This is a genomic window from Citrobacter sp. wls711, from assembly GCF_005281055.1.
In the GTDB taxonomy this organism is placed as follows: Bacteria; Pseudomonadota; Gammaproteobacteria; order Enterobacterales; family Enterobacteriaceae; genus Citrobacter; species Citrobacter gillenii.
The window spans coordinates 31,401-57,231 of sequence record NZ_SZXC01000048.1 but is presented as its reverse complement, the minus strand read 5'-3'; the positions used below and the strand labels follow the sequence as shown (position 1 = coordinate 57,231).

Below are 25,831 nucleotides of genomic sequence, written 5' to 3'. Positions count from 1 at the left end.
TCGTCTACCGGGGTGGGGTCAGTCCAGTTTAAGGATTGCCAGTGCCTGACGAGAAAGTGGCACTAAATGAGGAGTACGCATTTTCGAGCCACGTTCCGAATGCTTCACTCCTTCAATAGCTTCTCGTTCAGCCGGTATTGTCCACATTGCCGTTTCAAAATCTATTTCAGACCAACGCGCAAAACGCAGTTCACTTGAACGAATAAAGATTAACAAGGTGAGTTCAACTGCCAGACGAGTTAAAGGGCGTCCCGTGTAACTATCAATTCTGTGGAGTAGTTCAGGTAAGCGTTTCAGCTCAAGTGCAGGACGATGAACACGGTTACTGGAAGCAACTGCCCCAGCCATCTCCTGAGCAGGATTGTAATCGATCAAACCGCTTTGCACTGCATAACGCATAATCGCATTGGTACGCTGCTGAAGACGCGAAGCCACTTCAAAACGCCCTGTAGCCTCAACTCCTTTGATAGGAACAAGGAGATCGCGCGTGCTAAAACTATCAATACTCCGCTTCCCAATTGCTGGGAACAAATTATCTTCCAGGCTCTTTAACACCCTTCGGCTATGTTCTTCTGACCATTTTTTATTAGCGGCATGCCACTCTCTGGCAACTGACTCAAAGGTAATATCTTCTTTCGCCAGTTCTTCTTTCACGGCCCGTTTGTGTTCACGAGGATCGATTCCAGCAGCAACAAGCCTTCTGGCCTCTTCCCTCTTTTGACGAGCATCAGCGAGGGATATTTCAGGGTAAACCCCAAACGCCATCAGGTGTTGCTTGCCACCAAAGCGAAAGCGAAACCGCCAGTATTTTGAGCCGTTAGGGTGAATAAGCAAAAACATGCCATCCCCATCGACAAGGGTGTACTCCTTTTCCTGCGGTTTTGCAGAACGCACTTTGATATCTGTCAGAGCCATAAAAGTTCTCCTTCCATGTGCTGCCGTGAGTATATAAGCATTATCGAACCAGCATATATACTCGGTTCTATACTCACAAGCATGTTGATGTGGGGTAACTCAGATTGACGTCGGTTGACTGAAAAGCGGGGCAAGGCCTTGCGGATACTGGATTTCAGGCACAAAAAAAGACGTCCGTTGACGTCTATTGATGTTCCGATGGTGCCGAAGGCCGGACTCGAACCGGCACGTATTTCTACGGTTGATTTTGAATCAACTGCGTCTACCGATTTCGCCACTCCGGCACGGAAGGGATGCGGAAAACGTTGTGGATTATACCTGTCGCACGCCACCATGCAAGCGGCAGCGCACGATAGTCGCGCTAAGTGTTGAAAAAAACAGCGTCATTGCGGTTCGATCGCCCACACGCCCTTCTTCCTCCCGCTATTCTCATCTCTAACCTGAATTTTTCCGGAATTTACCTCGCAAAAAAATGCAACGTGACCCGCTCGGTTTACATTTGCTGCTGTTTACTATGAGATGTCGTTACTGAATCCAGTAATAGCAGTTACCAACCGTTCTCAGGACACCGTTATGCGTTTCTATCAGGTTGAACCCACGCTGGAAAACTACTGGCGCGGGATTATCCTCTTTGGCAAGAATGTGGCTTCCTACAAGTTTGCGCTCGCCCATGCATTGCACGAACTCAAACCTGATGGCAGCGATCTCATCACGCTTGAAGATCTGGCTGTACCGTTCAGCAGCCATTTGTGCCGCCATCTCAGACATGCGCCAAAGCAGATAACCTCACGCAGCAGCCAGTTTATTGCCACCTGTACGCAATTTAATAACGGCGAGATCACGCGTGATGAACTCACCGCCATCACGGTCCGGCAGGGGTTTAATAATGTGATTGATGCCTTTCACAATGTGAATCAGGGCGAAATTGAAAAACGCTTTTTTATTGATGAGCGTAAAACGCATAAAGGCATCCGGATGACGGATAATTTCTACAATCTGGGTGAGCGCCTGCAATACCGAAACCTTATTTTTGAAACAGATGCGCGCTGGAACCTCGTCGAACAAGCCTGGGCTATGAATATCTCCAGCCACCTGATAAATGTCGAGTATGACAACGATAACCAAATGCTGTTTAGCAGGAACAGTGACCGGCGGGTGACGATCTCCAGCTGTCGGGACAGCCTTAACGGTTATCAGAAGGGGCGCTGCTTCTACTGTTTTGCGCCTATTAGTTTGCTCCCTGGCGACGACACCTTTGCCGATGTTGATCATTTTATCCCGTGGAAAGCTCGGGGACAGGTCGCAAATATCGATGGCGTCTGGAATCTGGTACTCGCCTGCAAAGAATGTAACCGGGGTGGGAAAGGCAAATTTGCCCAACTTCCCTCACCCAGGCTACTTCAGCGTCTTCGGGACAGAAATGAATATTTCATTAACAGCCATCTCCCACTGCGTGAAACATTGATTCGCCAGACGGGCGCGACCCCGACGCTGAGAAACACATTTTTGAACGACAGCTGGAACGAGGCGCTTAAAATACTCTTTCACCAATGGGAACCCCTTGCACAAGGAACGGATACATTCTGATGACTCTCGAATATTACCAGCGCCACGCGCAGGATTTTTTTAGCTCTACGGTTAATGTCGATATGGAATCGCTTTATCTCCCCTTCCTGCGACACCTCCCGCAGAGCGGACGTATTCTGGATGCAGGCTGCGGCTCCGGCCGTGACAGTAAAGCCTTCCTGGAAAAAGGTTATCAAGTCGAAGCATTCGATGCCTCTGCGGAAATGGTTAACCTTGCCAGCCAGCATACCGGACTGTGCGTCAAACAGATGACATTTAACGATATCGCCGACACCGAACGCTATGATGGTATCTGGTGCTGTGCATCGTTGCTGCATGTGAGCGCCGAAGCGTTACCCGGTGTAATGAGCAAACTCGCCCACGCGCTTAAAACCGGGGGGATATGGTATGTCTCGTTCAAATACGGCGAAACAGAAAGAGTGAAAGACGGCCGTCACTTTACCGATCTCACCGAGCAGGGACTGGAAAAGCTGATCGCACCGCTGAGCGATATCACGCTAATCAGCAGTTGGACGACGCTCGATAAGCGTCCTGACCGCGACGAAATGTGGCTCAACGCCTTGCTGCAGAAAAGGCCCTAATCCCCCCTTCTGCGAAGCACCCTATTTCCCCATGCTCTACACTTCCTGTTCAACACCACACTGAGGGAAACACGATGTCGATGATAAAAAGCTACGCCGCAAAAGAGGCGGGCAGCGAACTCGAACTCTATGAATATGATGCGGGAGAACTAAAGCCGGAAGATGTCGAAGTACAGGTCGAATACTGCGGTATCTGTCATTCTGATTTGTCGATGATCGACAACGAATGGGGGTTCTCTCAGTATCCGCTGGTTGCCGGGCATGAGGTGATTGGTCGCGTGGCGGCGCTCGGCAGTGCGGCGCAGGATAAAGGCCTGAAGGTCGGCCAGCGCGTCGGCATCGGCTGGACGGCACGCAGCTGCGGGCACTGCGATGCCTGTATCAGCGGTAATCAGATTAACTGCCTGGAAGGTGCCGTTCCCACGATCCTCAATCGCGGCGGCTTTGCCGAGAAGCTGCGTGCAGACTGGCAGTGGGTGATCCCGCTGCCGGAGAGCATCGACCATGCGGCTGCCGGTCCATTGCTGTGCGGCGGCATCACGGTGTTCAAACCGCTGCTGATGCACCACATCACCGCCACCAGCCGCGTCGGGGTGATTGGTATCGGCGGCCTGGGGCATATCGCCATTAAGCTGTTACACGCGATGGGGTGCGAAGTCACCGCGTTCAGCTCCAACCCAGCGAAAGAACAGGAAGTGCTGGCGATGGGGGCCGATAAAGTGGTTAACAGTCGCGATCCGGAGGCGCTAAAAGCGCTGGCGGGCCAGTTCGATCTCATCATTAATACGGTTAACGTCGATCTCGACTGGCAGCCCTATTTTGAAGCGCTGGCCTACGGCGGTAATTTCCACACTGTCGGCGCGGTACTGAAGCCGCTGCCGGTGCCGGCGTTTACCTTAATTGCCGGCGATCGCAGCGTCTCCGGTTCGGCAACCGGCACGCCGTTCGAACTGCGCAAGCTGATGAAGTTTGCCGGGCGCAGCAAGGTGTCGCCAGTCACCGAGCAGTACCCGATGTCAAAAATCAATGAAGCTATCCAGCACGTACGCGACGGCAAAGCCCGTTACCGCGTGGTGCTAAAAGCCGATTTCTGATGCGGTGGCTCAGTCCCGTAAGGGGCTGAGCTTATTGCCCATGACGAAATGCGAGCACCGCCTGGCGGCACTGTTCCGTCACATGCTCGATGTCATGGTTCACGTCGATGCGGGCAATATCGCGTTCATCTTCCTGCGGGCACTCCAGCGCGTCGAACTGACTTTTTAGTAATCCCACCGGCATAAAATGCCCTGCCCGACGCTGCATGCGCGCCAGAATAGTCTCGTAATCGCCATCCAGCCACAAAAAATGCACATTCGGGCTGCCCTGGCGCAATATATCGCGATACTGTTTTTTTAATGACGAGCAGACAATAAATCCGGTTTCATTCTTTTTATACAGGCTGTATGACGCGTCATTTAACCGTTCTAACCACGGCAGCCGGTCTTCATCAGTTAATGGAATACCTTCCGACATTTTATCAATATTTTTGGCGGGATGGAGATCGTCACCATCTATGAATTTAGCGGATAATACGGCGGCAACTTTGCTGCCAATGAGTGATTTACCGCTACCAGAAACGCCCATCAAAATATAACTTTCCCCAGCCATCTAAAAAACTCCAGATTCATATTCCATGGCGCGATATTACGCCTTGCTGATGGGGAAATTCACGCTTTTTCAGTACCACTGAGCAGATTTACAAGGCGCATCACGTTATGCGTAACATTGTAGTGTAACAATTTTCCAGCGTGATCTTCATCACAAATAATAACAATTAAAACCGTTTAAATGCTGCCGAGGTTACTACCTGACCAGTGAGGAATTTATGCAAGTCAAAACCCAATCCTGCGTTGTCGCGGGTAAGAAAGCTGTTGCCATTACCGACCAAAATATTGAATGGAATAATAAAGGAACGTTAGTTCAAATTACCCGCGGGGGAATTTGTGGTTCCGATTTACATTATTATCAGGAAGGCAAAGTCGGTAATTTTACCGTTAAAGCCCCGATGATTTTAGGTCATGAAGTTATTGGTAAAGTGGTCCAGAGTGATTCACCTGAATTACATGAAGGTCAGTCGGTGGCGATTAACCCGTCGAAGCCCTGCGGCCACTGCAAATACTGTCTGCAGCATGAAGAAAATCAGTGTACGGAGATGCGATTTTTTGGCAGCGCCATGTATTTTCCCCATGTTGACGGCGGCTTTACCCGGTTTAAAACCGTCGATACCGCGCAGTGCATCCCCTACCCGCAGCAGGCCGATGAAAAAGTCATGGCCTTTGCCGAACCGCTGGCGGTAGCAATCCACGCCGCGCATGAAGCGGGCGACCTGCAGGGTAAACGGGTGTTTATCTCCGGCGTTGGGCCAATTGGCTGCCTGATCGTCAGCGCAGTGAAAACGCTCGGCGCAGCAGAAATCGTCTGTGCAGACGTCAGCCCACGTTCGCTTTCGCTGGCGCAACAGATGGGCGCAGACACGCTGATTAATCCGCAACAAGACTCGCTCGACGCGTGGAAAAAAGAGAAAGGCTATTTTGACGTCAGCTTCGAAGTCTCCGGCCATCCTTCCTCAATCACCACCTGTCTGGAAGTCACCCGCGCGAAAGGCGTGATGGTGCAGGTCGGCATGGGCGGCGCGGTACCAGAGTTCCCGATGATGATGCTGATCGGCAAAGAGATCGCGCTTAAAGGCTCGTTCCGCTTTACCACCGAATTCAATACCGCGGTGTCGTGGCTGGCAAATAACGTTATCGATCCGCTGCCGTTACTCAGCGCCGAATATCCGTTTACCGACCTTGAACAGGCGCTGATCTTCGCCGGGGATAAAACCCAGGCGGCGAAAGTCCAGCTCGTTTTTGAAGACATAAAATAAGGAATAGCATGATGAACGATCTTTTTTCACTGGATGGCAAAAATATTCTGATCACCGGTTCGGCGCAGGGTATTGGTTATTTACTGGCGACCGGGCTGGGCAAATATGGCGCGCAGATCATCGTCAATGATATTACGCCGGAACGCGCAGAAGCCGCCGTGGCAAAACTGCAGCAGGAAGGGATCCGCGCCGTTGCCGCGCCTTTCAATGTTACGCATAAACAGGATATCGACGCCGCCATTGACCATATCGAAAAAGATATTGGCCCGATTGATGTGTTGGTGAATAACGCTGGTATCCAGCGCCGTCATCCGTTCACCGAGTTCCCGGAACAGGACTGGAACGACGTGATTGCGGTGAACCAGACGGCAGTATTCCTGGTGTCGCAGGCGGTCACTCGTCGCATGGTGGAACGCCAGGCCGGGAAAGTCATCAACATCTGCTCCATGCAGAGCGAACTGGGCCGCGACACCATCACGCCATATGCCGCCTCAAAAGGGGCGGTGAAAATGCTCACCCGTGGGATGTGCGTTGAGCTGGCGCGCCACAATATCCAGGTGAACGGCATCGCGCCGGGCTACTTCAAAACCGAGATGACCAAAGCGCTGGTCGAAGACGAAGCCTTCACCGCCTGGCTGTGCAAACGGACGCCTGCCGCACGTTGGGGCGATCCGCAGGAACTAATTGGTGCGGCGGTTTTCCTCTCGTCCAAAGCATCCGATTTTGTTAACGGACACCTGCTGTTTGTCGATGGCGGCATGCTGGTCGCCGTCTGATACAACACCACGCAACATCACGCAGCGCCCTGGCGCTGCATTTTTGGCACACCACTCTACATAATTTATAAGAGAAAATAATATGCCATTAATTATAATTGCGGCAGGCGTCGCGCTGCTCCTGGTCCTGATGATTGGCTTTAAAGTTAACGGCTTTATTGCTCTGGTCCTGGTAGCGGCGGTCGTCGGTTTTGCCGAAGGGATGGATGCCCAGGCCGTTCTGCATTCAATACAAAATGGGATCGGCGGGACGCTCGGCGGGCTGGCGATGATCCTCGGGTTCGGCGCCATGCTCGGAAAGTTAATCTCCGATACCGGCGCGGCCCAGCGCATCGCCACCACGCTGATTGGCACGTTCGGTAAAAAACGCGTGCAGTGGGCGCTGGTCATTACCGGGCTGGTCGTCGGTCTGGCGATGTTCTTCGAAGTCGGTTTTGTTCTGCTGCTGCCGCTGGTGTTTACGGTGGTGGCCTCATCCGGACTGCCGCTGCTGTACGTCGGCGTGCCGATGGTGGCGGCGCTGTCCGTGACCCACTGTTTTCTGCCGCCTCATCCGGGACCAACGGCGATTGCCACCATTTTCGAGGCCAACCTTGGCACCACGCTGCTGTACGGCTTTATCATTACTATCCCGACGGTGATTGTCGCTGGGCCGCTGTTCTCCAAGCTGCTGACCCGCTTTGAGAAAGCGCCGCCGGAAGGGTTATTTAACCCACATCTGTTTACCGAAGAAGAGATGCCGTCGTTCTGGAACAGTATCTTTGCAGCGGTTATCCCGGTCATACTGATGGCGGTCGCCGCAGTGTGCGAAATTACGCTACCGAAGACCAACAGCGTGCGGGTGTTCTTTGAGTTTATCGGTAACCCTGCGGTCGCCTTGTTTATTGCCATCGTCCTCGCCATTTTCACCCTTGGTCGTCGTAACGGACGTACGATCGAGCAAATAATGGATATCATTGGCGACTCTATCGGTGCCATCGCCATGATTGTGTTTATCATCGCCGGCGGTGGGGCGTTTAAGCAGGTGTTGGTCGACAGCGGCGTGGGCCAGTATATTTCGCACCTGATGACCGGTACCTCACTCTCTCCGCTGTTGATGTGCTGGACGGTCGCGGCGTTGCTGCGCATCGCGCTCGGTTCAGCCACCGTGGCGGCGATTACTACCGCGGGCGTGGTGCTGCCGATTATTAACGTCACCCATGCCGATCCAGCGCTGATGGTACTGGCAACCGGTGCGGGCAGCGTGATTGCTTCCCACGTTAACGATCCGGGATTCTGGCTGTTTAAAGGCTATTTTAATCTCAGCGTCGGCGAAACGTTGCGCACCTGGACGGTCATGGAAACGTTGATTTCCATTATGGGACTCCTTGGGGTTCTGGCGCTTAACGCCATTCTGCATTAGTTCGGCATTACCGGGGAGCACAAGCCTGCGCTCCCCGGCTCAGGAGAGAAGATGAGGAACCACAGAATTTCTTTGCAAGATATCGCCACCCTGGCGGGTGTGACCAAAATGACGGTGAGTCGCTACATCCGCTCGCCGAAAAAGGTCGCAAAGGAAACCGGCGAGCGCATCGCGCAGATTATGGAGGAGATTAACTACATCCCCAACCGCGCGCCGGCAATGCTGTTGAACGCGCAAAGCTATACGCTCGGTGTGCTGATCCCCTCGTTTCAAAACCAGCTGTTTGCCGACATTCTGGCCGGGATTGAATCCGTGACCTCGGACCATAACTATCAGACCCTGATCGCCAACTACAATTACGATCGGGAGTCCGAGGAAGAATCGGTTATCAACCTGCTGTCGTACAACATCGACGGCATTATTCTTTCCGAGAAATATCACACTTTACGTACCGTGAAGTTTCTGCGTTCAGCGACTATTCCGGTAGTTGAGCTGATGGATATTCAGGGCGATCGTCTGGATATGGAGGTGGGATTCGATAACCGCCAGGCGGCGTTTGATATGGTCAGCACCATGCTGGATAAACGCCCGCGCCACAAAATCCTGTATCTGGGTTCGAAAGACGACGTCCGTGACGAACAGCGCTATCGCGGCTATTGCGATGCCATGACCCGCCGGGGTCTGGAACCGCTGCGCGTGAATCCGCGCGCCATCTCTTCCATCCATCTCGGTACCCAGATGATGCGTGACGCGCTGGCTGCGCACCCGGATGTAGACGGCGTGTTCTGTACCAACGACGATATTGCGATGGGCGCGCTGCTGCTGTGCCGCGAGCGCGATCTGGCGGTGCCGGAGCAGATCTCGATTGCCGGATTCCACGGGCTGGAAATGGGCAGGCAGATGATCCCAAGCCTCGCGAGCGTGATCACCCCACGTTTCGACATTGGTCGCATGGCGGCACAGATGCTGCTCAGTAAAATCAAGAACAACGACCATAACCACAACACCGTAGATTTGGGATATCAGATTTATCACGGCAATACGCTTTAAGTCATTTTCTCTCCCCTGCGCATATTCTCTTTCATCGACATTGCCTATACTCCAGGCAGGATAAATGGAGGAAATCTCAATGAGCGCACCCCTGTTAATTGCCCGCACACCGGACACCGAACTGTTTTTACTGCCTGGCATGGCCAACCGCCACGGGCTGATTACCGGCGCGACCGGGACCGGTAAAACCGTCACCTTGCAGAAGCTGGCCGAATCGCTGTCGGAGATCGGCGTACCGGTGTTTATGGCCGATGTTAAAGGCGACTTAACCGGCGTGGCGCAGGCAGGACAGGCGTCTGAAAAGCTGCTGACCCGTCTGAACAACATCGGTATTACCGACTGGCAGCCGCATGATAATCCGGTCACGGTGTGGGATATCTTCGGTGAGAAAGGTCACCCGGTGCGCGCCACGGTATCGGACCTCGGCCCGCTGCTGCTGGCCCGCCTGCTGAACCTGAACGATGTGCAGTCCGGCGTGCTGGATATTATCTTCCGCATTGCCGATGACCAGGGGCTGTTGCTGCTCGATTTCAAAGACCTGCGGGCTATCACTCAGTACATCGGCGATAACGCTAAATCCTTCCAGAATCAGTACGGCAATATCAGTAGCGCCTCGGTCGGGGCTATCCAGCGCGGGTTGCTGTCGCTGGAGCAACAGGGCACGGCGCACTTCTTTGGCGAGCCGATGCTGGATATCAAAGACTGGATGCGCACCGACGCCAGCGGCAAGGGGATAATCAACATCCTTAGCGCAGAAAAACTGTACCAGATGCCCAAACTGTACGCCGCCAGCCTGCTGTGGATGCTCTCCGAGCTATACGAGCAGTTGCCGGAAGCGGGCGATCTGGAAAAACCCAAGCTGGTGTTCTTCTTCGACGAAGCCCATCTGTTGTTCAACGATGCCCCGCAGGTATTGCTGGATAAAATCGAACAGGTGATCCGCCTTATCCGCTCGAAAGGCGTCGGTGTTTGGTTCGTGTCGCAAAACCCGTCGGATATTCCGGACAACGTGCTCGGTCAGTTGGGTAACCGCGTGCAGCACGCCCTGCGCGCATTCACCCCCAAAGACCAGAAGGCGGTGAAAACTGCGGCACAAACCATGCGCGCCAATCCGGCATTTGATACCGAAAAAGCCATTCAGGAACTGGGGACCGGCGAGGCGCTAATCTCGTTCCTCGATGCCAAAGGCAGTCCGTCGGTGGTGGAGCGGGCGATGGTGATTGCGCCGTGCTCACGCATGGGACCGGTAACCGACGATGAGCGCAACGGGCTGATTAATCACTCCGCGCTGTACGGCAAATATGAAGAAGAGGTTGACCGTGAGTCGGCCTATGAGCGCTTACAGCAAGGCGTGCAGGCCAGTACTGAGCAGCAAAACACACCACCCGCCAACGGCAAAGCGGTCGCAGTGGACGACGGTATTCTCGGCGGGCTTAAGGATATCTTGTTTGGCAGCACCGGACCGCGCGGCGGCAAGCGTGATGGTGTGGTGCAGAGCGTGGCGAAAAGCGCGGCGCGTCAGGTCACCAATCAGATTATTCGTGGCATGTTGGGAAGTTTGATGGGCGGAAGAAAACGCTAGCCCCGTGTTACGTTGCCGGATGGCGGCGTAAACGCCTTATCCGGCCTACGGGTCCGGAGTAGGCCTGAAAAGCACAACACCATCAGGCCTACGATTGCTGTGATTACGACTTACGCAGCATCAACCACAGGCTTATCAGGAAGAAGCTGGCACTTGGCAGCAGCGCCCCGATAATCGGTGGAATACCGTATACCAGCGTCAGCGGGCCAAAGATCTGGTCCAGCACGTAGAACACGAAGCCGAAGCTAATCCCCGTCACTACACGCATGCCCATCGGCACACTACGCAGCGGGCCAAAGATGAACGACAGCGCCATCAGCATCATCACCGCCACGGACAGCGGCTGGAAGACTTTGCTCCACATGTTGAGCTGGTAGCGTCCGGCGTCCTGGCCGCTCGACTTCAGGTACTTCACGTAATTATGCAGACCGCTGATCGACAGCGCATCCGGATCCAGCGCCACGACACCGAGTTTGTCTGGCGTGAGGTTGGTCTTCCAGGTGCCGCTCACGGTTTGTGAACCGGTAACCTGCTTCGGATCCTGCAGGTTGGACTCATCCACCTGCGACAGACGCCAGACCTTATTGTCTTTATCAAATTTGGCAGAAGCCGCATAGCGCACGGACTGCAAACGACGCTGGTCGTTAAAGGTATAAATACTGATGCCCCCTAACTCTTCGTCGCCTTTCACCCGCTCGATGTAGACAAAGCTGTCGCCGTCTTTCGCACACAGCCCTTGCTGGGTAGACAGCAGCGAGCCACCGTACATCTGCTGTGCGCGGTAGTTACGCGCCATCTGTTCACCCTGCGGCGCAACCCATTCCCCGATAGCCATCGTCAACAGCACCAGCGGAATAGCGGTTTTCATCACCGACAGCGCAACCTGCATGCGGGTAAAACCAGACGCCTGCATCACCACCAGTTCACTGCGCTGGGCCAGCATGCCCAATCCCAGCAGCGCGCCGAGCAGCGCCGCCATCGGGAAGAAGATCTGAATGTCTTTAGGAGCACTGAGCAGCGTATACAGCCCGGCCCCCATCGCGTCGTAGCTCCCCTGCCCGGCCTTTTTCAACTGGTCAACAAACTTGATGATGCCGGAGAGCGACACCAGCATGAACAACGTCATCATGATGGTGGTAAAAATGGTTTTACCGATATAGCGGTCAAGTACACCAAAGGGCTGCATTATACCGCTCCTTTACGCAGAAAACGGGCACGCAAGCGGCGCACAGGCACCGTATCCCACAGGTTAAGCGCAATCGCCAGAGCCAGATAACTCAGGTTAACCGTCCACATCCAGAACACCGGATCCAGTTTCCCTTTGCCGCCGTTCGACTTCAGTGAGGTCTGGATCAGGAAGAACATCAGATAAAGCAGCATGGCGGGCAGCATCGACAGTACGCGTCCCTGACGTGGATTCACCACGCTCAGCGGTACCACCATCAGCGCCATCATAAACACGGTGAATACTAACGTGATACGCCAGTGCAGCTCCGCACGGGCGCGATCGGTGTCGGTGGTCCACAGCGTGTGCATACTCATCTGGTCGGTATCGTTCGGATCCAGCGCCACGGCCTGATGGCCAATAATTGCCTGATAGTCCTTGAAGTCGGTAATGCGGAAGTCACGCAGCAGCGCGGTCCCTTCAAAGCGCGTACCTTCGTTCAGCGACACCACCTGGGAGCCATCGCGTAGCTGCGTCAGATGTCCGGAATCGGCCACGACCACGGAAGGACGGGCGTTACCTTTTGGGCGGATCTGCGCGAGGAACACATCTTTGAAATTACTGCCATCGACGCTTTCAATAAACAGCACCGAGCTGCCGTTAGTGGCCTGCTGGAACTGTCCTTGCGCGAGCGCCGCCATGCCGGGGTTCGCTTTCGCTTCTGCCAGCACTTCGTCCTGATGCTTTGAAGACCAGGGCCCCGCCCACATCACGTTGATCGCCGCAAAGATACTGGTAAACAACGCCAGCACCATCGCCGCTTTCACCAGTACGGCCTTACTCAGCCCGCAGGCGTGCATCACCGTAATTTCACTTTCGGTATACAGTTTGCCCAGCGTCATGAGCAGCCCGAGGAACAGGCTTAATGGCAAGATAAGTTGCGCCATTTCTGGCACGCCCAGCCCCAGCAGCGAGAGCACCAGATTTGCCGGGATGTCACCGTCAACCGCCGCACCGAGGATCCTGACAAGCTTTTGACAAAAGAAGATCAACAGCAGGATGAATAGGATCGCAAGTTGGCTTTTGAGCGTTTCCCGTACCAGATATCTTATGATTATCACTTTAAATACGCCCGTAAAAACCCGTCTTTTGCAGGAAAATAGCTTGTTTCATGGCTTAAACGTCATTTATTCTCTTGAGTCGTCGAAATCGTCGCTAAGATCATTATACTCAACGGATCCACCTCTCAGAAATTGTTCTGACGTGCCAATGCCGTAATAACGTTAAGATTAACACGAAGTCACCGCAACAGCGGGTATGAGTTACGAAAGCTTGCAATTCTATCCGTAGCCACCGCCGTTGTCTTTAAGATTCAGGAGCGTAGTGCATGGAGTTCAGTGTAAAAAGCGGTAGCCCAGAGAAACAGCGGAGTGCCTGCATCGTCGTGGGCGTCTTTGAACCACGCCGCCTTTCTCCGATTGCAGAGCAGCTCGATAAGATCAGCGACGGGTACATCAGCGCCCTGCTGCGTCGTGGCGAACTGGAAGGCAAACCGGGTCAGACCCTGTTGCTACACCACGTTCCTAACGTTCTGTCTGAGCGCATTCTTCTCATTGGTTGTGGCAAAGAGCGCGAACTTGATGAGCGCCAGTACAAGCAGGTTATTCAGAAAACCATCAATACTCTGAATGATACCGGCTCCATGGAAGCCGTCTGCTTCCTGACCGAACTGCACGTTAAAGGCCGTAACAACTACTGGAAAGTGCGTCAAGCTGTCGAGACAGCACAAGAGACCCTCTACAGTTTTGATCAGTTGAAGACCAACAAAAGCGAGCCACGTCGCCCGCTGCGTAAAATGGTGTTCAACGTCCCTACCCGCCGTGAACTGACCAGCGGCGAGCGCGCCATTCAGCACGGCCTGGCGATTGCCGCCGGTATTAAAGCCGCGAAAGATCTCGGCAACATGCCGCCGAACATCTGTAACGCAGCGTACCTGGCTTCTCAGGCGCGTCAACTGGCCGACAGCTACAGCAAAAATGTCGTCACGCGCGTCATTGGCGAACAGCAGATGAAAGAGCTGGGCATGCACTCTTATCTCGCCGTCGGACACGGTTCGCAGAACGAGTCGCTGATGTCGGTTATCGAGTACAAAGGCAACCCGTCAGAAGACGCACGTCCTATTGTGTTGGTCGGTAAAGGGCTAACCTTCGACTCCGGCGGTATTTCCATCAAGCCTGCTGAAGGCATGGATGAGATGAAATACGACATGTGCGGCGCGGCGGCAGTATACGGTGTGATGCGTATGGTGGCGGAACTTCAGTTACCCATCAACGTTGTCGGCGTGCTGGCGGGCTGTGAAAACATGCCAGGCGGGCGCGCGTATCGTCCGGGTGATGTGTTAACCACCATGTCCGGTCAGACTGTTGAAGTACTGAACACCGATGCCGAAGGCCGCCTGGTGCTGTGCGACGTGTTAACCTATGTCGAGCGTTTCGAACCTGAAGCGGTCATCGACGTCGCCACCCTGACCGGCGCCTGCGTGATTGCGCTGGGTCATCACATCACCGGCCTGATGTCGAACCACAACCCGCTGGCGCACGAGCTGATTGGCGCGTCCGAACAGGCGGGCGATCGCGCATGGCGTTTACCGCTGGGTGATGAGTTCCAGGAACAGCTGGAGTCCAACTTCGCAGATATGGCGAACATCGGCGGACGCCCTGGCGGCGCGATTACCGCTGGCTGCTTCCTGTCGCGCTTTACCCGTAAGTACAACTGGGCACACCTCGACATCGCGGGAACCGCCTGGCGTTCAGGAAAAGCCAAAGGTGCAACCGGTCGTCCGGTGGCGCTGCTGTCGCAGTTCCTGCTCAATCGCGCCGGGTTTAACGGCGAAGAGTAAGTTTGCTTGATTGCCGGATGGCGCCGCATACGCGTCTTATCCGGCCTACAGTGAGTATTTAACCGTAGGCCGGATAAGCGTAGCGCCATCCGGTTTTGCATTTAAATCCACAACAAGAAGCCCCATATTATGAGAAACGCAACGTTCTATCTTCTGGATAACGACACACAACAAGATGGCTTAAGCGCCGTTGAACAACTGGTGTGTGAAATTGCCGCAGAACGTTGGCGCGCGGGCAAGCGCGTACTGATCGCCTGTGAAGACGAAAAACAGGCTATTCGGCTGGATGAAGCGCTGTGGGCAAGACCGGCAGAAAGCTTCGTGCCGCATAATCTGGCGGGGGAAGGCCCGCGTGGCGGTGCTCCGGTCGAAATAGCCTGGCCAGAAAAACGCAACAGCAGCCCACGCGATCTGCTGATCAGTTTGCGCGTCGGCTTTGTAGATTTTGCCACCGCTTTCACAGAAGTGGTAGACTTCGTCCCTTATGAAGATTCTTTGAAACAATCGGCACGCGAGCGCTACAAAGCTTACCGCGTGGCTGGTTTTAACCTGAATACGGCAACCTGGAAATAATGGAAAAGACATACAACCCACAAGATATCGAACAGCCGCTTTACGAGCACTGGGAAAAGCAGGGCTATTTCAAACCTAACGGCGATGAAAGCAAAGAGTCCTTCTGCATCATGATCCCGCCGCCGAACGTCACCGGCAGTTTGCATATGGGTCATGCTTTCCAGCAAACCATCATGGACACCATGATTCGCTACCAGCGCATGCAGGGTAAAAACACCCTGTGGCAGGCCGGTACCGACCACGCGGGTATCGCCACCCAAATGGTGGTTGAGCGTAAGATTGCCGCTGAAGAAGGTAAAACCCGTCACGACTACGGTCGCGATGCGTTTATCGATAAAATCTGGCAGTGGAAAGCGGAATCCGGCGGCACCATTACCCGTCAGATGCGCCGTCTGGGCAACTCCGTGGACTGGGAGCGCGAGCGCTTCACCATGGACGAAGGTCTTTCCAATGCCGTGAAAGAAGTCTTTGTTCGCCTGTACAAAGAAGACCTGATTTACCGTGGCAAGCGCCTGGTAAACTGGGACCCGAAATTGCGCACCGCCATCTCCGATCTGGAAGTAGAAAACCGCGAGTCAAAAGGCTCAATGTGGCACATCCGCTATCCGCTGGCTGACGGCGCAAAAACCGCAGACGGGAAAGATTATCTGGTGGTCGCCACCACGCGTCCGGAAACCTTGCTGGGCGATACCGGTGTGGCCGTCAACCCGGAAGATCCGCGTTATAAAGATCTGATCGGCAAATTCGTTATCCTGCCGCTGGTTAACCGCCGTATTCCGATTGTTGGTGATGAACACGCCGATATGGAAAAAGGCACCGGCTGCGTGAAGATCACCCCGGCGCACGACTTTAACGACTATGAAGTCGGTAAACGTCACGGCCTGCCGATGATCAACATCCTGACCTTTGACGGCGACATCCGCGAAACCGCGGAAGTGTACGACACCAAAGGCGAAGAATCTGACGTCTATTCCAACGCGATCCCGGCTGAGTTCCAGAAGCTGGAGCGCTTTGCCGCACGTAAAGCGGTGGTTGCTGCTATCGACGCGCTGGGCCTGCTGGAAGAGATTAAACCGCACGACCTGACCGTGCCTTACGGCGACCGTGGCGGCGTGGTTATCGAACCGATGCTAACCGACCAGTGGTACGTCCGTGCCGACGTGCTGGCAAAACCGGCGGTAGAAGCGGTTGAGAACGGCGACATTCAGTTCGTGCCGAAGCAGTACGAAAACATGTATTTCTCCTGGATGCGTGATATCCAGGACTGGTGTATCTCCCGCCAGCTGTGGTGGGGTCACCGCATCCCGGCCTGGTATGACAACGACGGCAACGTCTATGTCGGCCGTACCGAAGACGAAGTGCGTCAGGAAAACAACCTCGGCACCGACGTTGCGCTGCGTCAGGATGAAGACGTTCTCGACACCTGGTTCTCCTCCGCGCTGTGGACCTTCTCTACGCTGGGTTGGCCGGAAAACACCGACGCGCTGCGTCAGTTCCACCCAACCAGTGTGATGGTTTCTGGCTTCGATATCATCTTCTTCTGGATTGCCCGCATGATCATGATGACCATGCACTTCATCAAAGATGAAAACGGCAAGCCGCAGGTTCCGTTTAAGACGGTCTACATGACCGGTCTGATTCGTGACGACGAAGGCCAGAAGATGTCCAAGTCCAAGGGTAACGTTATCGACCCGCTGGATATGGTTGATGGTATTTCCCTGCCGGATCTGCTGGAGAAACGTACCGGCAATATGATGCAGCCGCAGCTGGCTGAGAAAATTGCTAAACGTACCGAGAAGCAGTTCCCGGACGGCATCGAGCCACACGGTACCGACGCCCTGCGTTTCACCCTGGCGGCACTGGCCTCAACCGGTCGCGATATCAACTGGGATATGAAGCGTCTGGAAGGTTACCGTAACTTCTGTAACAAGCTGTGGAACGCCAGCCGCTTTGTGCTGATGAACACTGAAGATCAGGATTGCGGCTTCAACGGCGGCGAAATGACCCTGTCGCTGGCGGACCGTTGGATTCTGACGGAATTCAACCAGACCATCAAAGCGTACCGCGAGGCACTGGATAACTTCCGCTTCGATATCGCCGCGGGCATTCTGTACGAGTTCACCTGGAACCAGTTCTGCGACTGGTACCTGGAGCTGACCAAGCCGGTCATGACCGGTGGTTCTGAGTCTGAGCTGCGCGGCACCCGCCATACGCTGGTCACCGTGCTGGAAGGTTTGCTGCGCCTGGCGCACCCAATCATCCCATTCATCACCGAAACCATCTGGCAGCGTGTGAAGGTTATTTGCGGTAACACTGCCGACACCATCATGCTGCAGCCGTTCCCGGAATACGATGCGGCGCAGGTTGATGAAGCCGCGTTGGCCGATACCGAATGGCTGAAGCAGGCGATCGTGGCCATCCGTAACATCCGTGCGGAAATGAACATCGCGCCGGGCAAACCGCTGGAGCTGCTGCTGCGTGGTTGCAGCACCGACGCGATGCGTCGTGTGAACGACAACCGTAGCTTCTTGCTGAACCTGGCACGTCTGGAAAGCATCACCGTGCTGCCTGCTGATGATAAAGGTCCGGTTTCCGTGACCAAAATTATCGACGGCGCCGAGCTGCTGATCCCGATGGCTGGCCTGATCAATAAAGAAGATGAGCTGGCACGTCTGGCGAAAGAAGTGACCAAAATCGACGGTGAGATTGGCCGCATTGAAGCCAAACTGTCCAACGAAGGCTTTGTCGCACGCGCGCCGGAAGCGGTGATCGCTAAAGAGCGTGAGAAGCTGGAAGGTTACGCGGAAGCGAAAGCGAAGCTGATTGAACAGCAGGCGGTTATTGCCGCGCTGTAAAGCTGTTTGCCGGATGGCGCTACGCTTATCCGGCAAACAGGCACCGTCATCGTAGGTCGGATAAGCGTAGCGCATCCGACACCGCAGACGATAAAAGCCTCTGACGCTCTCGCCCAGAGGCTTTTTATTGAATTATCCTCGCTTGCGCTTTCCCTCTCCGCAGTGGTATTAACTGCATATGTCCCACTTTTACGTCATGAGTTCGCTATGAGTGTCATTACACCTGTCTCGGCGACGCTGCGTCGCATTGCTGCCGACGATAACACCGCCATTGCCCACGTGATCCGCCAGGTCTCCGCCGAATACGGTTTGACCGCTGATAAAGGTTACACGGTGGCTGACCCCAATCTCGATGAGTTATTCCAGGTATACAGCCAGCCGGGTGCGGCCTATTGGGTGGTTGAACAAAATGGGCTGGTCGTCGGTGGCGGTGGCGTTGCGCCATTAGGCTGTAGCGAGCCGGATATTTGCGAATTACAGAAGATGTACTTTCTGCCGAGCGTGCGTGGTCAGGGACTGGCGAAAAAGCTGGCGTTGATGGCTCTCGATCACGCCCGTGAGCAGGGATTTAAACAGTGCTATCTGGAAACCACCGAATTTCTGACCGAGGCGATTCACCTCTACGAACGTCTGGGCTTTGTGCATATTGCCGAGCCGCTGGGCTGCACGGGGCATGTAGATTGCGAAGTGCGGATGCTAAAACCCCTCTGACGTTAGGCAAAGGGGCAATACTGCGTTATTGCATTTCGGCTGAGAGCATCAGACGAATCACGCCGGCGGCGCGAGCGGTCGGCAATTTGAGAACCTGCGTCCACAGGTCCTGAACCATATCGCAAGCCAGTTGCTCTTTACCCACGCCTTTATTCGGGTCGGCCATGATTTGAATATCCGGCCCATAGCGCTGCACCAGCCCCGGACTAATGGCTTGCAGATCCTGAAGCGCCAGCTCTTTTTCTTCCGCCGTAACCGTATGTTTTCCCGGGCCGTAAGCCGCCTGCAGCATCGTCATGTCATTCGCCATACGGCGACTCATAATTTCACGCGGAATAAGCTGTACCGGGTTGATACCGCCCTTTACCGCCGGGAACAGGAAGCGAAAGCATTCGTCACCGCCTACTTTCGCTATCGCGTCAATTTGCGCGAGGTTCACCTGCATATAGGCAATCACGTTGGCATCGGGTGCCTGCTGTAAGCGCGCCATCTGGAACGTCAGGATCTGCGGCTGTATGGTGTCAATAATCTGCTGCTCGCTTTTCCCCGCCGTTTTCATCTCCACTGCCTGGTTGAGAATCGTCTGCCATAGCGCGGGTTCCTGCTCCTTAATGACCTCATAGACGGGCATTGCCAGCATTGCTTTCTCGAATTTCTGCGTTTCAGTCAGCCCATAGTCCGGACTTTCGCGCGGGATGAGGTAGTGCGTATCAAACAGATTCCAGCCGATAATCGCCACGACAAAAATCACCGCACCGGAGACCTTACCTACCCAGCCCTTTTTACGACAGACGCCCACCACGGTCGCAATCACCGCCCCGATATAGCCTGCCAATAATACGTGTGCCCAGTTCATTCACCATCCTTTTTCAAATCAATGCATATGGCGGGGATATATTCCCCCTTCAAGTGGTTTGATTATTGCGGCAGGCGCGATCGATTTCTAGCCACCAGATTTTAGCTACCGGGAAGGAGGAAGAGAGACACCATACCAGAGAGTGGAGCTAGGCTGGCACGCCGCTATGAAAACGAAACTCATCGTCCGGCGATAAGATCAGGGATGCTTCCACCTCACCCAAAAACCGTACCCGGTCACTGATGTCATGGTCGGCCGCCTGCTGTGCCAACGCCAGATAATCCTGATAATGGCGCGCCTCTGAGCTCAGCAGCGACAGATAAAACGCCTGTAATTCATCATCCAGATACGGTGCCAGCGCGGCAAAACGCTCGCAGGATCGCGCCTCAATGTAGGCGCCGCAGATCAGCTTATCAATCAGCGTTAACGGCTCATGGGTACGGACTTCTTTAAGCATGCCCTTGGCGTAACGACTGGCGGTCATTTTGATATACGGAATTTGGCGGCTTAGCATCGCTTCACGCACTTGCCAGAAGTGGTGTAGCTCTTCTTTGATCAGCAGCACCATGCTGTCGATAAGCTGTCGCCCCCACGGGTCGTCAGTCCGGGGCATGATGCTTTTGCTGATCTGCTTGTTCAGCAAGGTGAAATCCGGCTCTTCCCCTTCCCGGAAGGCAAAGGCTTCATAGGGTTGCAGCCACGCCAGCATCGCCTGCGATCCCTGCTTATCCGCAACATATTTACGCACCAGCAGCATCGCAGTTTGCGCCGCTTTCAGCTCGCAGACCAGATGGTCGGTCAGCAGCAGGGGAAGATTTGCCGGGTCGCGCGCTTTATCAAGCCAGGCCTCGGGCGTTTTGCAGTGCAGGAAATCCAGAATCGGGGAGAGTATTTGCGGGTAATCCATACGTTGTCCTTGCCCTACGGCAGCATGCGCCGCCGTAGGTCAGCAGATGACTTAGTGACGCACGCCGTCATCATCTTCGTCGACGAGATCGTCATCGTCGCCGTCTTCACCTTCTTCGCCGTTAGGGTCTTCAAAATAAGTGCCCCATCCGTCGTATTCCACGTCAAATTTTTCAGCCAGGTTCATCAGTTGTTCAACCTGAGTGTCAATCAGCTCGGCGTTCAGAGCACATTCACTGAGGATGTCACAGCAAATGACCGTGTCGCCTTCTTCCACTTCCAGCTCTTCCGGCTCGGTGACTTCATAACCCAGCTTGAAGGCTTCTACCGCTGCTTTTTCCAGGGTTTCAAAGTCATCCGCGGAAAGGTGATGCTCAATGGTATACAGCGCGTCAGGATCGCTACCATCTTCAAGTAACTCTTCAATAATCAAGCGTGTTTCTTCACGCTGTTCTTCCAGGTGTTCCGGGTTTGCCATGGCTAATATCCTCATAATGTCCTGCCGATACTCTTATTGTCACATACCGCTGACATTGCCTCCACCTTTCCAGGAAAGATTTGTTAAACAAGGTTGCAAATGAATAAACATACATATAAATTGAATTTTAATTCAATAAATAGCCTAAGCCATGTGAGGGAACCATGTCTGCATTTTATCAGAAGCACTTCTTGAAACTGCTCGATTTTACCTCTGCTGAACTCACGTCACTGCTGCAGCTCGCCGCCCGGCTCAAGGCGGACAAGAAAAACGGCACAGAGGTCGCTATGCTGACCGGTAAAAATATTGCGCTCATCTTCGAAAAAGACTCGACCCGTACTCGTTGCTCTTTCGAAGTTGCCGCTTACGATCAGGGCGCGCGCGTGACCTATCTCGGGCCAAGCGGCAGCCAGATTGGCCATAAAGAGTCGATAAAAGACACCGCCCGCGTACTGGGCCGCATGTATGACGGTATCCAGTACCGCGGCCACGGCCAGGAGGTGGTGGAGACGCTGGCCGAATATGCCGGGGTTCCGGTATGGAACGGATTGACCAACGAATTCCACCCCACCCAGTTACTGGCCGATCTGCTAACCATGCAGGAACACCTGCCGGGCAAAGCGTTTAATGAGATGACGCTGGTGTACACCGGCGATGCCCGTAACAACATGGGCAATTCAATGCTGGAAGCCGCCGCATTAACCGGGCTGGATCTGCGCCTGGTCGCACCACCGGCTTGCTGGCCAGAAGAGAGCCTGGTAGCCGAATGCAAAGCGCTGGCACAGAAAAACGGCGGTAATATCACCCTGACCGACGATATAGCGACGGGCGTGAAAGGTGCGGACTTCATTTATACCGACGTCTGGGTATCCATGGGTGAAGCCAAAGAGAAGTGGGCCGAACGAATTGCCCTGCTGCGTAACTATCAGGTCAACAGCGCGATGATGGCGCTAACCGGCAATCCGCAGGTGAAATTCCTGCACTGCCTGCCAGCATTTCATGATGACCAAACCACGCTGGGTAAACAAATGGCGCAAGAATACGGTTTGCACGGTGGGATGGAAGTAACCGATGAGGTCTTTGAGTCACCTGCCAGTATTGTCTTTGATCAGGCAGAAAACCGCATGCACACCATTAAAGCGGTGATGGTGGCGACATTAGCGAAGTGAGTACGTCGGTAAAAAGAATGCCGGATGGTGATGTTACGCATCTTATCCGGCCTACAACCGTGCTCCCGTAGGCCGGATAAGACGCTATTGCGTCGCCATCCGGCATCATAAAATCACTTATTCGACCAGCATTTTTACCACGGCTTTGCGCACCAGCGCGGGCGTACCTACCGCGCACAGCGGCTTATGCACTTCACCCGGATAGAACACCACAAAATCACCTTCATTCAGCACCACCGTCTTCTCTTCCGCCCCTTCCGGCAAGAAAGCGATATCTTTGTCCGCCAGCCAGTCGGTTTCGGGTGCGCCCGCAGGCAGCGTACTGAAGGTCATCCCTTCCTGGCCTTTTAGCAGGATCTGAATATCCAGATAACGGGCATGATACTCGGCGCGACGCTGCTCAAACGGCTCGGTCATATCTTCGGCGATCAGATAAAACAGGCGGTTACCGTCGATATCATGTTTCCCTTTTTCCGTTGCATCCGTCACGTGCGCTTTAATGTGTTCAATCGCCTGGCGCAGCTCTTCCGGCAGCCATGCTTCCAGGTGGTGGATATTACCGATAATCATGTCAAACCCCTTAACTAAAACATCGTTTCATTTTTAATTGTTATACGAAAAAACCGTCTGCCCTACCACTGCTATTTACCGATATTTTGCGTCAACGCATGTTTATTGCTGATGATGTTAGCCGGTTGTTAACTCAGCGCAGCGAGTTATGCATAAACTCTGCATAACTTCTGTTCCCCTGTTTCTCAATCCTCTCCTAATCGACTGTTCTGCCAGTTTTTATTAGAAAAACCGGCAGTGGATCACAGTTCACTTGCCGATGATTATCCCCGGCTATTACCATATTTATTTGCATATAAACCGCATGCGACAAATAATAAAATCATAAAAACGCATAAGAATTCATCGCTTGAAAAAATATCATTAAAAATCAATATGATATTGTTTTATCCAGGTATAATAAAACGCACAAGATATTAACAAAAACAAATAACAAGACATATTCCTGCGTAGCAATTCAATTATCTAGTTTGTTATTTTTTAATTTCTCAGAGCCACATCATATATTAAACAAGAAAAAGCCAATATCCTTCCGACTGTGAAATAAATCACATTTCCATTGCAGAGAAGATCTAAATATAGATTCTGAAATCAGCTGAAAAATCATGACTGCAAAATAATATTATTTGCAGGCGTCTCCTCTTTATTTTTTAAAATCGTATTAAAGGAATAATGATGGAAAAGCATTATGTCGGTTCCGAAATCGGTCAATTACGTAGCGTGATGCTACATCGTCCTAATCTCAGCTTAAAAAGGCTGACGCCATCAAACTGTCAGGATCTGCTTTTTGATGATGTACTTTCAGTCGAACGTGCAGGTGAAGAACATGACATTTTCGCCAACACGCTGCGCCAGGAAGGAATAGAAGTCCTGCTACTGACTGATTTGCTGACACAAACCCTGGATACCTCTGAAGCCAAAAGTTGGTTATTGGATACGCAGATTTCAGATTATCGCCTCGGTCCAACCTTCGCCTCGGATATTCGTGCCTGGCTTGCCGATCTGTCGCACCGGGAACTCGCCCGACATTTAAGCGGCGGACTCACTTACGGGGAGATTCCCGCCTCAATCAAGAATATGGTGGTTGATACCCACGATATTAATGACTTTATTATGAAGCCATTACCGAACCACTTATTTACCCGCGACACGTCATGCTGGATATATAACGGCGTATCGATTAACCCGATGGCTAAAACGGCCCGCCAACGCGAAACCAATAATCTGCGCGCAATTTATCGCTGGCACCCGCAATTTGCCGAGGGTGATTTTATTAAATATTTCGGCGATGAAAATATTAATTATGACCACGCGACGTTAGAAGGTGGAGATGTGCTGGTGATTGGCCGCGGTGCGGTGCTGATCGGCATGTCTGAACGGACCACGCCGCAGGGAATCGAGTTCCTTGCCCAGTCGCTGTTCAAACATCGCCAGGCTGAGCGCGTCATCGCCGTGGAGCTACCAAAACACCGCTCGTGCATGCATCTCGACACCGTAATGACCCACATAGACGTCGATACCTTCTCCGTCTACCCGGAAGTCGTCCGCCCGGATGTGCAGTGCTGGACCCTGACGCCAGACGGCCACGGCGGCCTGAAGCGCACACAGGAAAACACGCTGGTACATGCCCTCGAAAAAGCGCTGGGTATCAACCAAATTCGCCTGATCACCACCGGGGGCGACGCCTTCGAAGCCGAACGTGAGCAGTGGAATGACGCAAACAACGTCCTCACGCTGCGTCCCGGCGTGGTGGTGGGCTATGAGCGCAACATCTGGACCAACGAAAAATACGACAAAGCGGGCATCACCGTTTTACCCATTCCTGGCGATGAACTTGGACGCGGACGCGGCGGTGCCCGCTGCATGAGCTGCCCGCTGGAACGTGACGGTATTTAAGGAGACATCATGGAAAACAAACCGACTTTGGTTGTCGCACTGGGCGGTAACGCGCTGCTTAAACGCGGCGAGCCGCTGGAAGCGGACGTGCAGCGGAAAAACATTGAACTGGCGGCAAGAACCATCGCCCGGCTCACGCAGCAATGGCGCGTGATCCTGGTACACGGCAACGGCCCGCAGGTTGGTCTGTTAGCTTTACAAAACAGCGCGTATACCGCCGTCACGCCTTATCCGCTCGACGTTCTCGGCGCAGAAAGTCAGGGAATGATTGGCTACATGCTACAGCAAGCGCTGAAAAACCAGCTTCCACAGCGTGAAATCAGCGTCCTGCTGACGCAGGTTGAAGTCGATGCCCACGATCCGGCCTTCCGCAACCCAACCAAATACATCGGGCCGATTTATGACGCGGCCCAGGCCAAAACATTACAAACGGAAAAAGGCTGGATTTTCAAAGCCGACGGCAATGCATTTCGTCGCGTGGTGCCCTCCCCGCAGCCCAAACGCATCGTTGAAAGTGATGCGATCTGCGCGCTTATCGCTCGCGATCATCTGGTTATTTGCAACGGCGGCGGCGGCGTGCCGGTGGTGGAGAAAGCCGACGGCTACCACGGCATTGAAGCGGTGATCGACAAAGATCTCTCCGCCGCCCTGCTCGCCAGCCAGATCCACGCCAACGCGCTGCTGATCCTGACCGATGCTGACGCGGTGTATCTCGACTGGGGAAAACCTACGCAGCGCCCGCTGGCTCAGGTCACGCCGGAGCTGCTCGGCGAAATGCAATTCGACGCCGGCTCAATGGGTCCCAAAGTCACCGCCTGCGCAACGTTTGTCTCTCACTGTCACGGGATTGCAGGCATCGGCTCATTGGCCGACGGCCCGGCCATTCTCGCCGGAGAGAAAGGCACATTGATTCGCCTCGAAACCACTGACGTTAACGCTTAAAGCTTTTTGC

General features: G+C 53.8%; 24 protein-coding genes, 1 tRNA gene and 1 pseudogene. 16 read left to right on the top strand and 10 right to left on the bottom strand.

What is annotated here, in order from left to right:
* Positions 1-27: 27 nt before the first annotated feature.
* A pseudogene (locus tag FDW98_RS14685) lies at positions 28-915 on the bottom strand (tyrosine-type recombinase/integrase); the annotation flags it as partial.
* 199 nt (positions 916-1,114) lie between these two features.
* Positions 1,115-1,199 (bottom strand) — tRNA-Leu (locus FDW98_RS14680).
* Between the two features lie 289 nt (positions 1,200-1,488).
* On the opposite strand from FDW98_RS14680, the gene FDW98_RS14675 reads away from it, so the two are divergent.
* The 3 genes from FDW98_RS14675 (at position 1,489) to FDW98_RS14665 (ending at position 4,177) form a co-directional block, all read left to right on the top strand.
* Complete coding sequence (locus FDW98_RS14675) at positions 1,489-2,502, top strand: HNH endonuclease (RefSeq protein WP_096758480.1); 1,014 nt, start codon at positions 1,489-1,491, stop codon at positions 2,500-2,502.
* Complete coding sequence (locus FDW98_RS14670; protein WP_096758481.1) at positions 2,502-3,083, top strand: bifunctional 2-polyprenyl-6-hydroxyphenol methylase/3-demethylubiquinol 3-O-methyltransferase UbiG; 582 nt, start codon at positions 2,502-2,504, stop codon at positions 3,081-3,083. The genes FDW98_RS14675 and FDW98_RS14670 overlap by 1 nt, the downstream gene beginning before the upstream one ends.
* 74 nt (positions 3,084-3,157) lie before the next feature.
* Positions 3,158-4,177 (top strand): NAD(P)-dependent alcohol dehydrogenase, encoded by a 1,020-nt coding sequence (locus FDW98_RS14665; protein ID WP_096758482.1) that lies wholly within the window; start codon positions 3,158-3,160, stop codon positions 4,175-4,177.
* Between the two features lie 31 nt (positions 4,178-4,208).
* On the opposite strand, the gene idnK is transcribed toward FDW98_RS14665, so the two are convergent.
* Positions 4,209-4,730, bottom strand: a complete 522-nt coding sequence (gene idnK, locus FDW98_RS14660) for a gluconokinase (RefSeq protein WP_096758483.1) — start codon at positions 4,728-4,730, stop codon at positions 4,209-4,211.
* Between the two features lie 217 nt (positions 4,731-4,947).
* Here idnK and idnD point away from each other — a divergent pair, with 217 nt between their 5' ends.
* The 5 genes from idnD to FDW98_RS14635 all read left to right on the top strand — a co-directional run bounded on the left by idnD (position 4,948) and on the right by FDW98_RS14635 (position 10,801).
* On the top strand, positions 4,948-5,991 hold the full coding sequence (idnD, locus tag FDW98_RS14655) for an L-idonate 5-dehydrogenase (protein ID WP_096758484.1): 1,044 nt from the start codon (positions 4,948-4,950) through the stop codon (positions 5,989-5,991).
* 11 nt (positions 5,992-6,002) lie between these two features.
* Entirely contained in the window at positions 6,003-6,767 is a 765-nt protein-coding gene (gene idnO / locus FDW98_RS14650; RefSeq protein ID WP_096758485.1) for a gluconate 5-dehydrogenase, read from the top strand.
* Between the two features lie 82 nt (positions 6,768-6,849).
* Positions 6,850-8,169 (top strand): gnt-II system L-idonate transporter, encoded by a 1,320-nt coding sequence (gene idnT, locus FDW98_RS14645; RefSeq protein WP_016155581.1) that lies wholly within the window; start codon positions 6,850-6,852, stop codon positions 8,167-8,169.
* Positions 8,170-8,220: 51 nt separating this feature from the next.
* Entirely contained in the window at positions 8,221-9,219 is a 999-nt protein-coding gene (locus FDW98_RS14640; protein ID WP_096758486.1) for a LacI family DNA-binding transcriptional regulator, read from the top strand.
* Positions 9,220-9,298: 79 nt separating this feature from the next.
* Complete coding sequence (locus FDW98_RS14635; protein WP_096759474.1) at positions 9,299-10,801, top strand: helicase HerA-like C-terminal domain-containing protein; 1,503 nt, start codon at positions 9,299-9,301, stop codon at positions 10,799-10,801.
* 103 nt (positions 10,802-10,904) lie between these two features.
* Here FDW98_RS14635 and lptG read toward each other — a convergent pair whose 3' ends face one another.
* The 3 genes from lptG to FDW98_RS23515 all read right to left on the bottom strand — a co-directional run bounded on the left by lptG (position 10,905) and on the right by FDW98_RS23515 (position 13,200).
* A complete protein-coding gene (gene lptG / locus FDW98_RS14630) occupies positions 10,905-11,987 on the bottom strand; it encodes an LPS export ABC transporter permease LptG (protein ID WP_137398875.1) in 1,083 nt (360 codons plus the stop codon).
* Positions 11,987-13,087, bottom strand: a complete 1,101-nt coding sequence (lptF, locus tag FDW98_RS14625) for an LPS export ABC transporter permease LptF (RefSeq protein WP_096758488.1) — start codon at positions 13,085-13,087, stop codon at positions 11,987-11,989. Before lptF ends, lptG begins: the two co-directional genes overlap by 1 nt.
* Positions 13,088-13,149: 62 nt before the next feature.
* Positions 13,150-13,200, bottom strand: a complete 51-nt coding sequence (locus FDW98_RS23515; protein WP_212723231.1) for a hypothetical protein — start codon at positions 13,198-13,200, stop codon at positions 13,150-13,152.
* Positions 13,201-13,353: 153 nt separating this feature from the next.
* Here FDW98_RS23515 and pepA point away from each other — a divergent pair, with 153 nt between their 5' ends.
* The 4 genes from pepA (at position 13,354) to FDW98_RS14605 (ending at position 19,004) form a co-directional block, all read left to right on the top strand.
* The gene (gene pepA / locus FDW98_RS14620) at positions 13,354-14,865 is read left to right on the top strand and encodes a leucyl aminopeptidase (protein ID WP_005134172.1); all 1,512 of its coding nucleotides are present in this window, start codon (positions 13,354-13,356) and stop codon (positions 14,863-14,865) included.
* Between the two features lie 129 nt (positions 14,866-14,994).
* On the top strand, positions 14,995-15,438 hold the full coding sequence (holC, locus tag FDW98_RS14615; protein ID WP_096758490.1) for a DNA polymerase III subunit chi: 444 nt from the start codon (positions 14,995-14,997) through the stop codon (positions 15,436-15,438).
* Positions 15,438-18,293: a valine--tRNA ligase gene (locus tag FDW98_RS14610; protein WP_096758491.1), complete on the top strand. Its 2,856-nt coding sequence runs from the start codon at positions 15,438-15,440 to the stop codon at positions 18,291-18,293. Before holC ends, FDW98_RS14610 begins: the two co-directional genes overlap by 1 nt.
* A gap of 207 nt (positions 18,294-18,500) precedes the next feature.
* Positions 18,501-19,004 carry a GNAT family N-acetyltransferase gene (locus tag FDW98_RS14605; protein ID WP_096758492.1) on the top strand — a complete coding sequence of 168 codons (504 nt, stop codon included), beginning with the start codon at positions 18,501-18,503 and terminating at the stop codon, positions 19,002-19,004.
* Between the two features lie 25 nt (positions 19,005-19,029).
* Here FDW98_RS14605 and FDW98_RS14600 read toward each other — a convergent pair whose 3' ends face one another.
* From FDW98_RS14600 to rraB, 3 genes are all read right to left on the bottom strand, one after another.
* The gene (locus FDW98_RS14600; protein ID WP_096758493.1) at positions 19,030-19,860 is read right to left on the bottom strand and encodes a topoisomerase II; all 831 of its coding nucleotides are present in this window, start codon (positions 19,858-19,860) and stop codon (positions 19,030-19,032) included.
* Between the two features lie 148 nt (positions 19,861-20,008).
* Complete coding sequence (miaE, locus tag FDW98_RS14595; protein WP_096758494.1) at positions 20,009-20,767, bottom strand: tRNA isopentenyl-2-thiomethyl-A-37 hydroxylase MiaE; 759 nt, start codon at positions 20,765-20,767, stop codon at positions 20,009-20,011.
* Between the two features lie 51 nt (positions 20,768-20,818).
* Positions 20,819-21,244 carry a ribonuclease E inhibitor RraB gene (gene rraB, locus FDW98_RS14590; RefSeq protein ID WP_096758495.1) on the bottom strand — a complete coding sequence of 142 codons (426 nt, stop codon included), beginning with the start codon at positions 21,242-21,244 and terminating at the stop codon, positions 20,819-20,821.
* Positions 21,245-21,343: 99 nt separating this feature from the next.
* Here rraB and FDW98_RS23845 point away from each other — a divergent pair, with 99 nt between their 5' ends.
* Together FDW98_RS23845 and argF are read left to right on the top strand one after the other, a co-directional pair.
* Entirely contained in the window at positions 21,344-21,439 is a 96-nt protein-coding gene (locus FDW98_RS23845; protein ID WP_371683367.1) for a hypothetical protein, read from the top strand.
* Complete coding sequence (gene argF, locus FDW98_RS14585) at positions 21,409-22,413, top strand: ornithine carbamoyltransferase (protein ID WP_096758496.1); 1,005 nt, start codon at positions 21,409-21,411, stop codon at positions 22,411-22,413. Before FDW98_RS23845 ends, argF begins: the two co-directional genes overlap by 31 nt.
* A 117-nt stretch (positions 22,414-22,530) precedes the next feature.
* On the opposite strand, the gene FDW98_RS14580 is transcribed toward argF, so the two are convergent.
* Positions 22,531-22,983 (bottom strand): YhcH/YjgK/YiaL family protein, encoded by a 453-nt coding sequence (locus FDW98_RS14580; protein ID WP_096758497.1) that lies wholly within the window; start codon positions 22,981-22,983, stop codon positions 22,531-22,533.
* A gap of 675 nt (positions 22,984-23,658) precedes the next feature.
* Between FDW98_RS14580 and arcA the strand changes: the two genes are divergently transcribed.
* Together arcA and arcC are read left to right on the top strand one after the other, a co-directional pair.
* Positions 23,659-24,879 (top strand): arginine deiminase, encoded by a 1,221-nt coding sequence (gene arcA / locus FDW98_RS14575; RefSeq protein ID WP_096758498.1) that lies wholly within the window; start codon positions 23,659-23,661, stop codon positions 24,877-24,879.
* A 9-nt stretch (positions 24,880-24,888) separates the two neighbouring features.
* Complete coding sequence (gene arcC / locus FDW98_RS14570; protein WP_096758499.1) at positions 24,889-25,821, top strand: carbamate kinase; 933 nt, start codon at positions 24,889-24,891, stop codon at positions 25,819-25,821.
* The last annotated feature ends 10 nt before the right edge of the window (positions 25,822-25,831 follow it).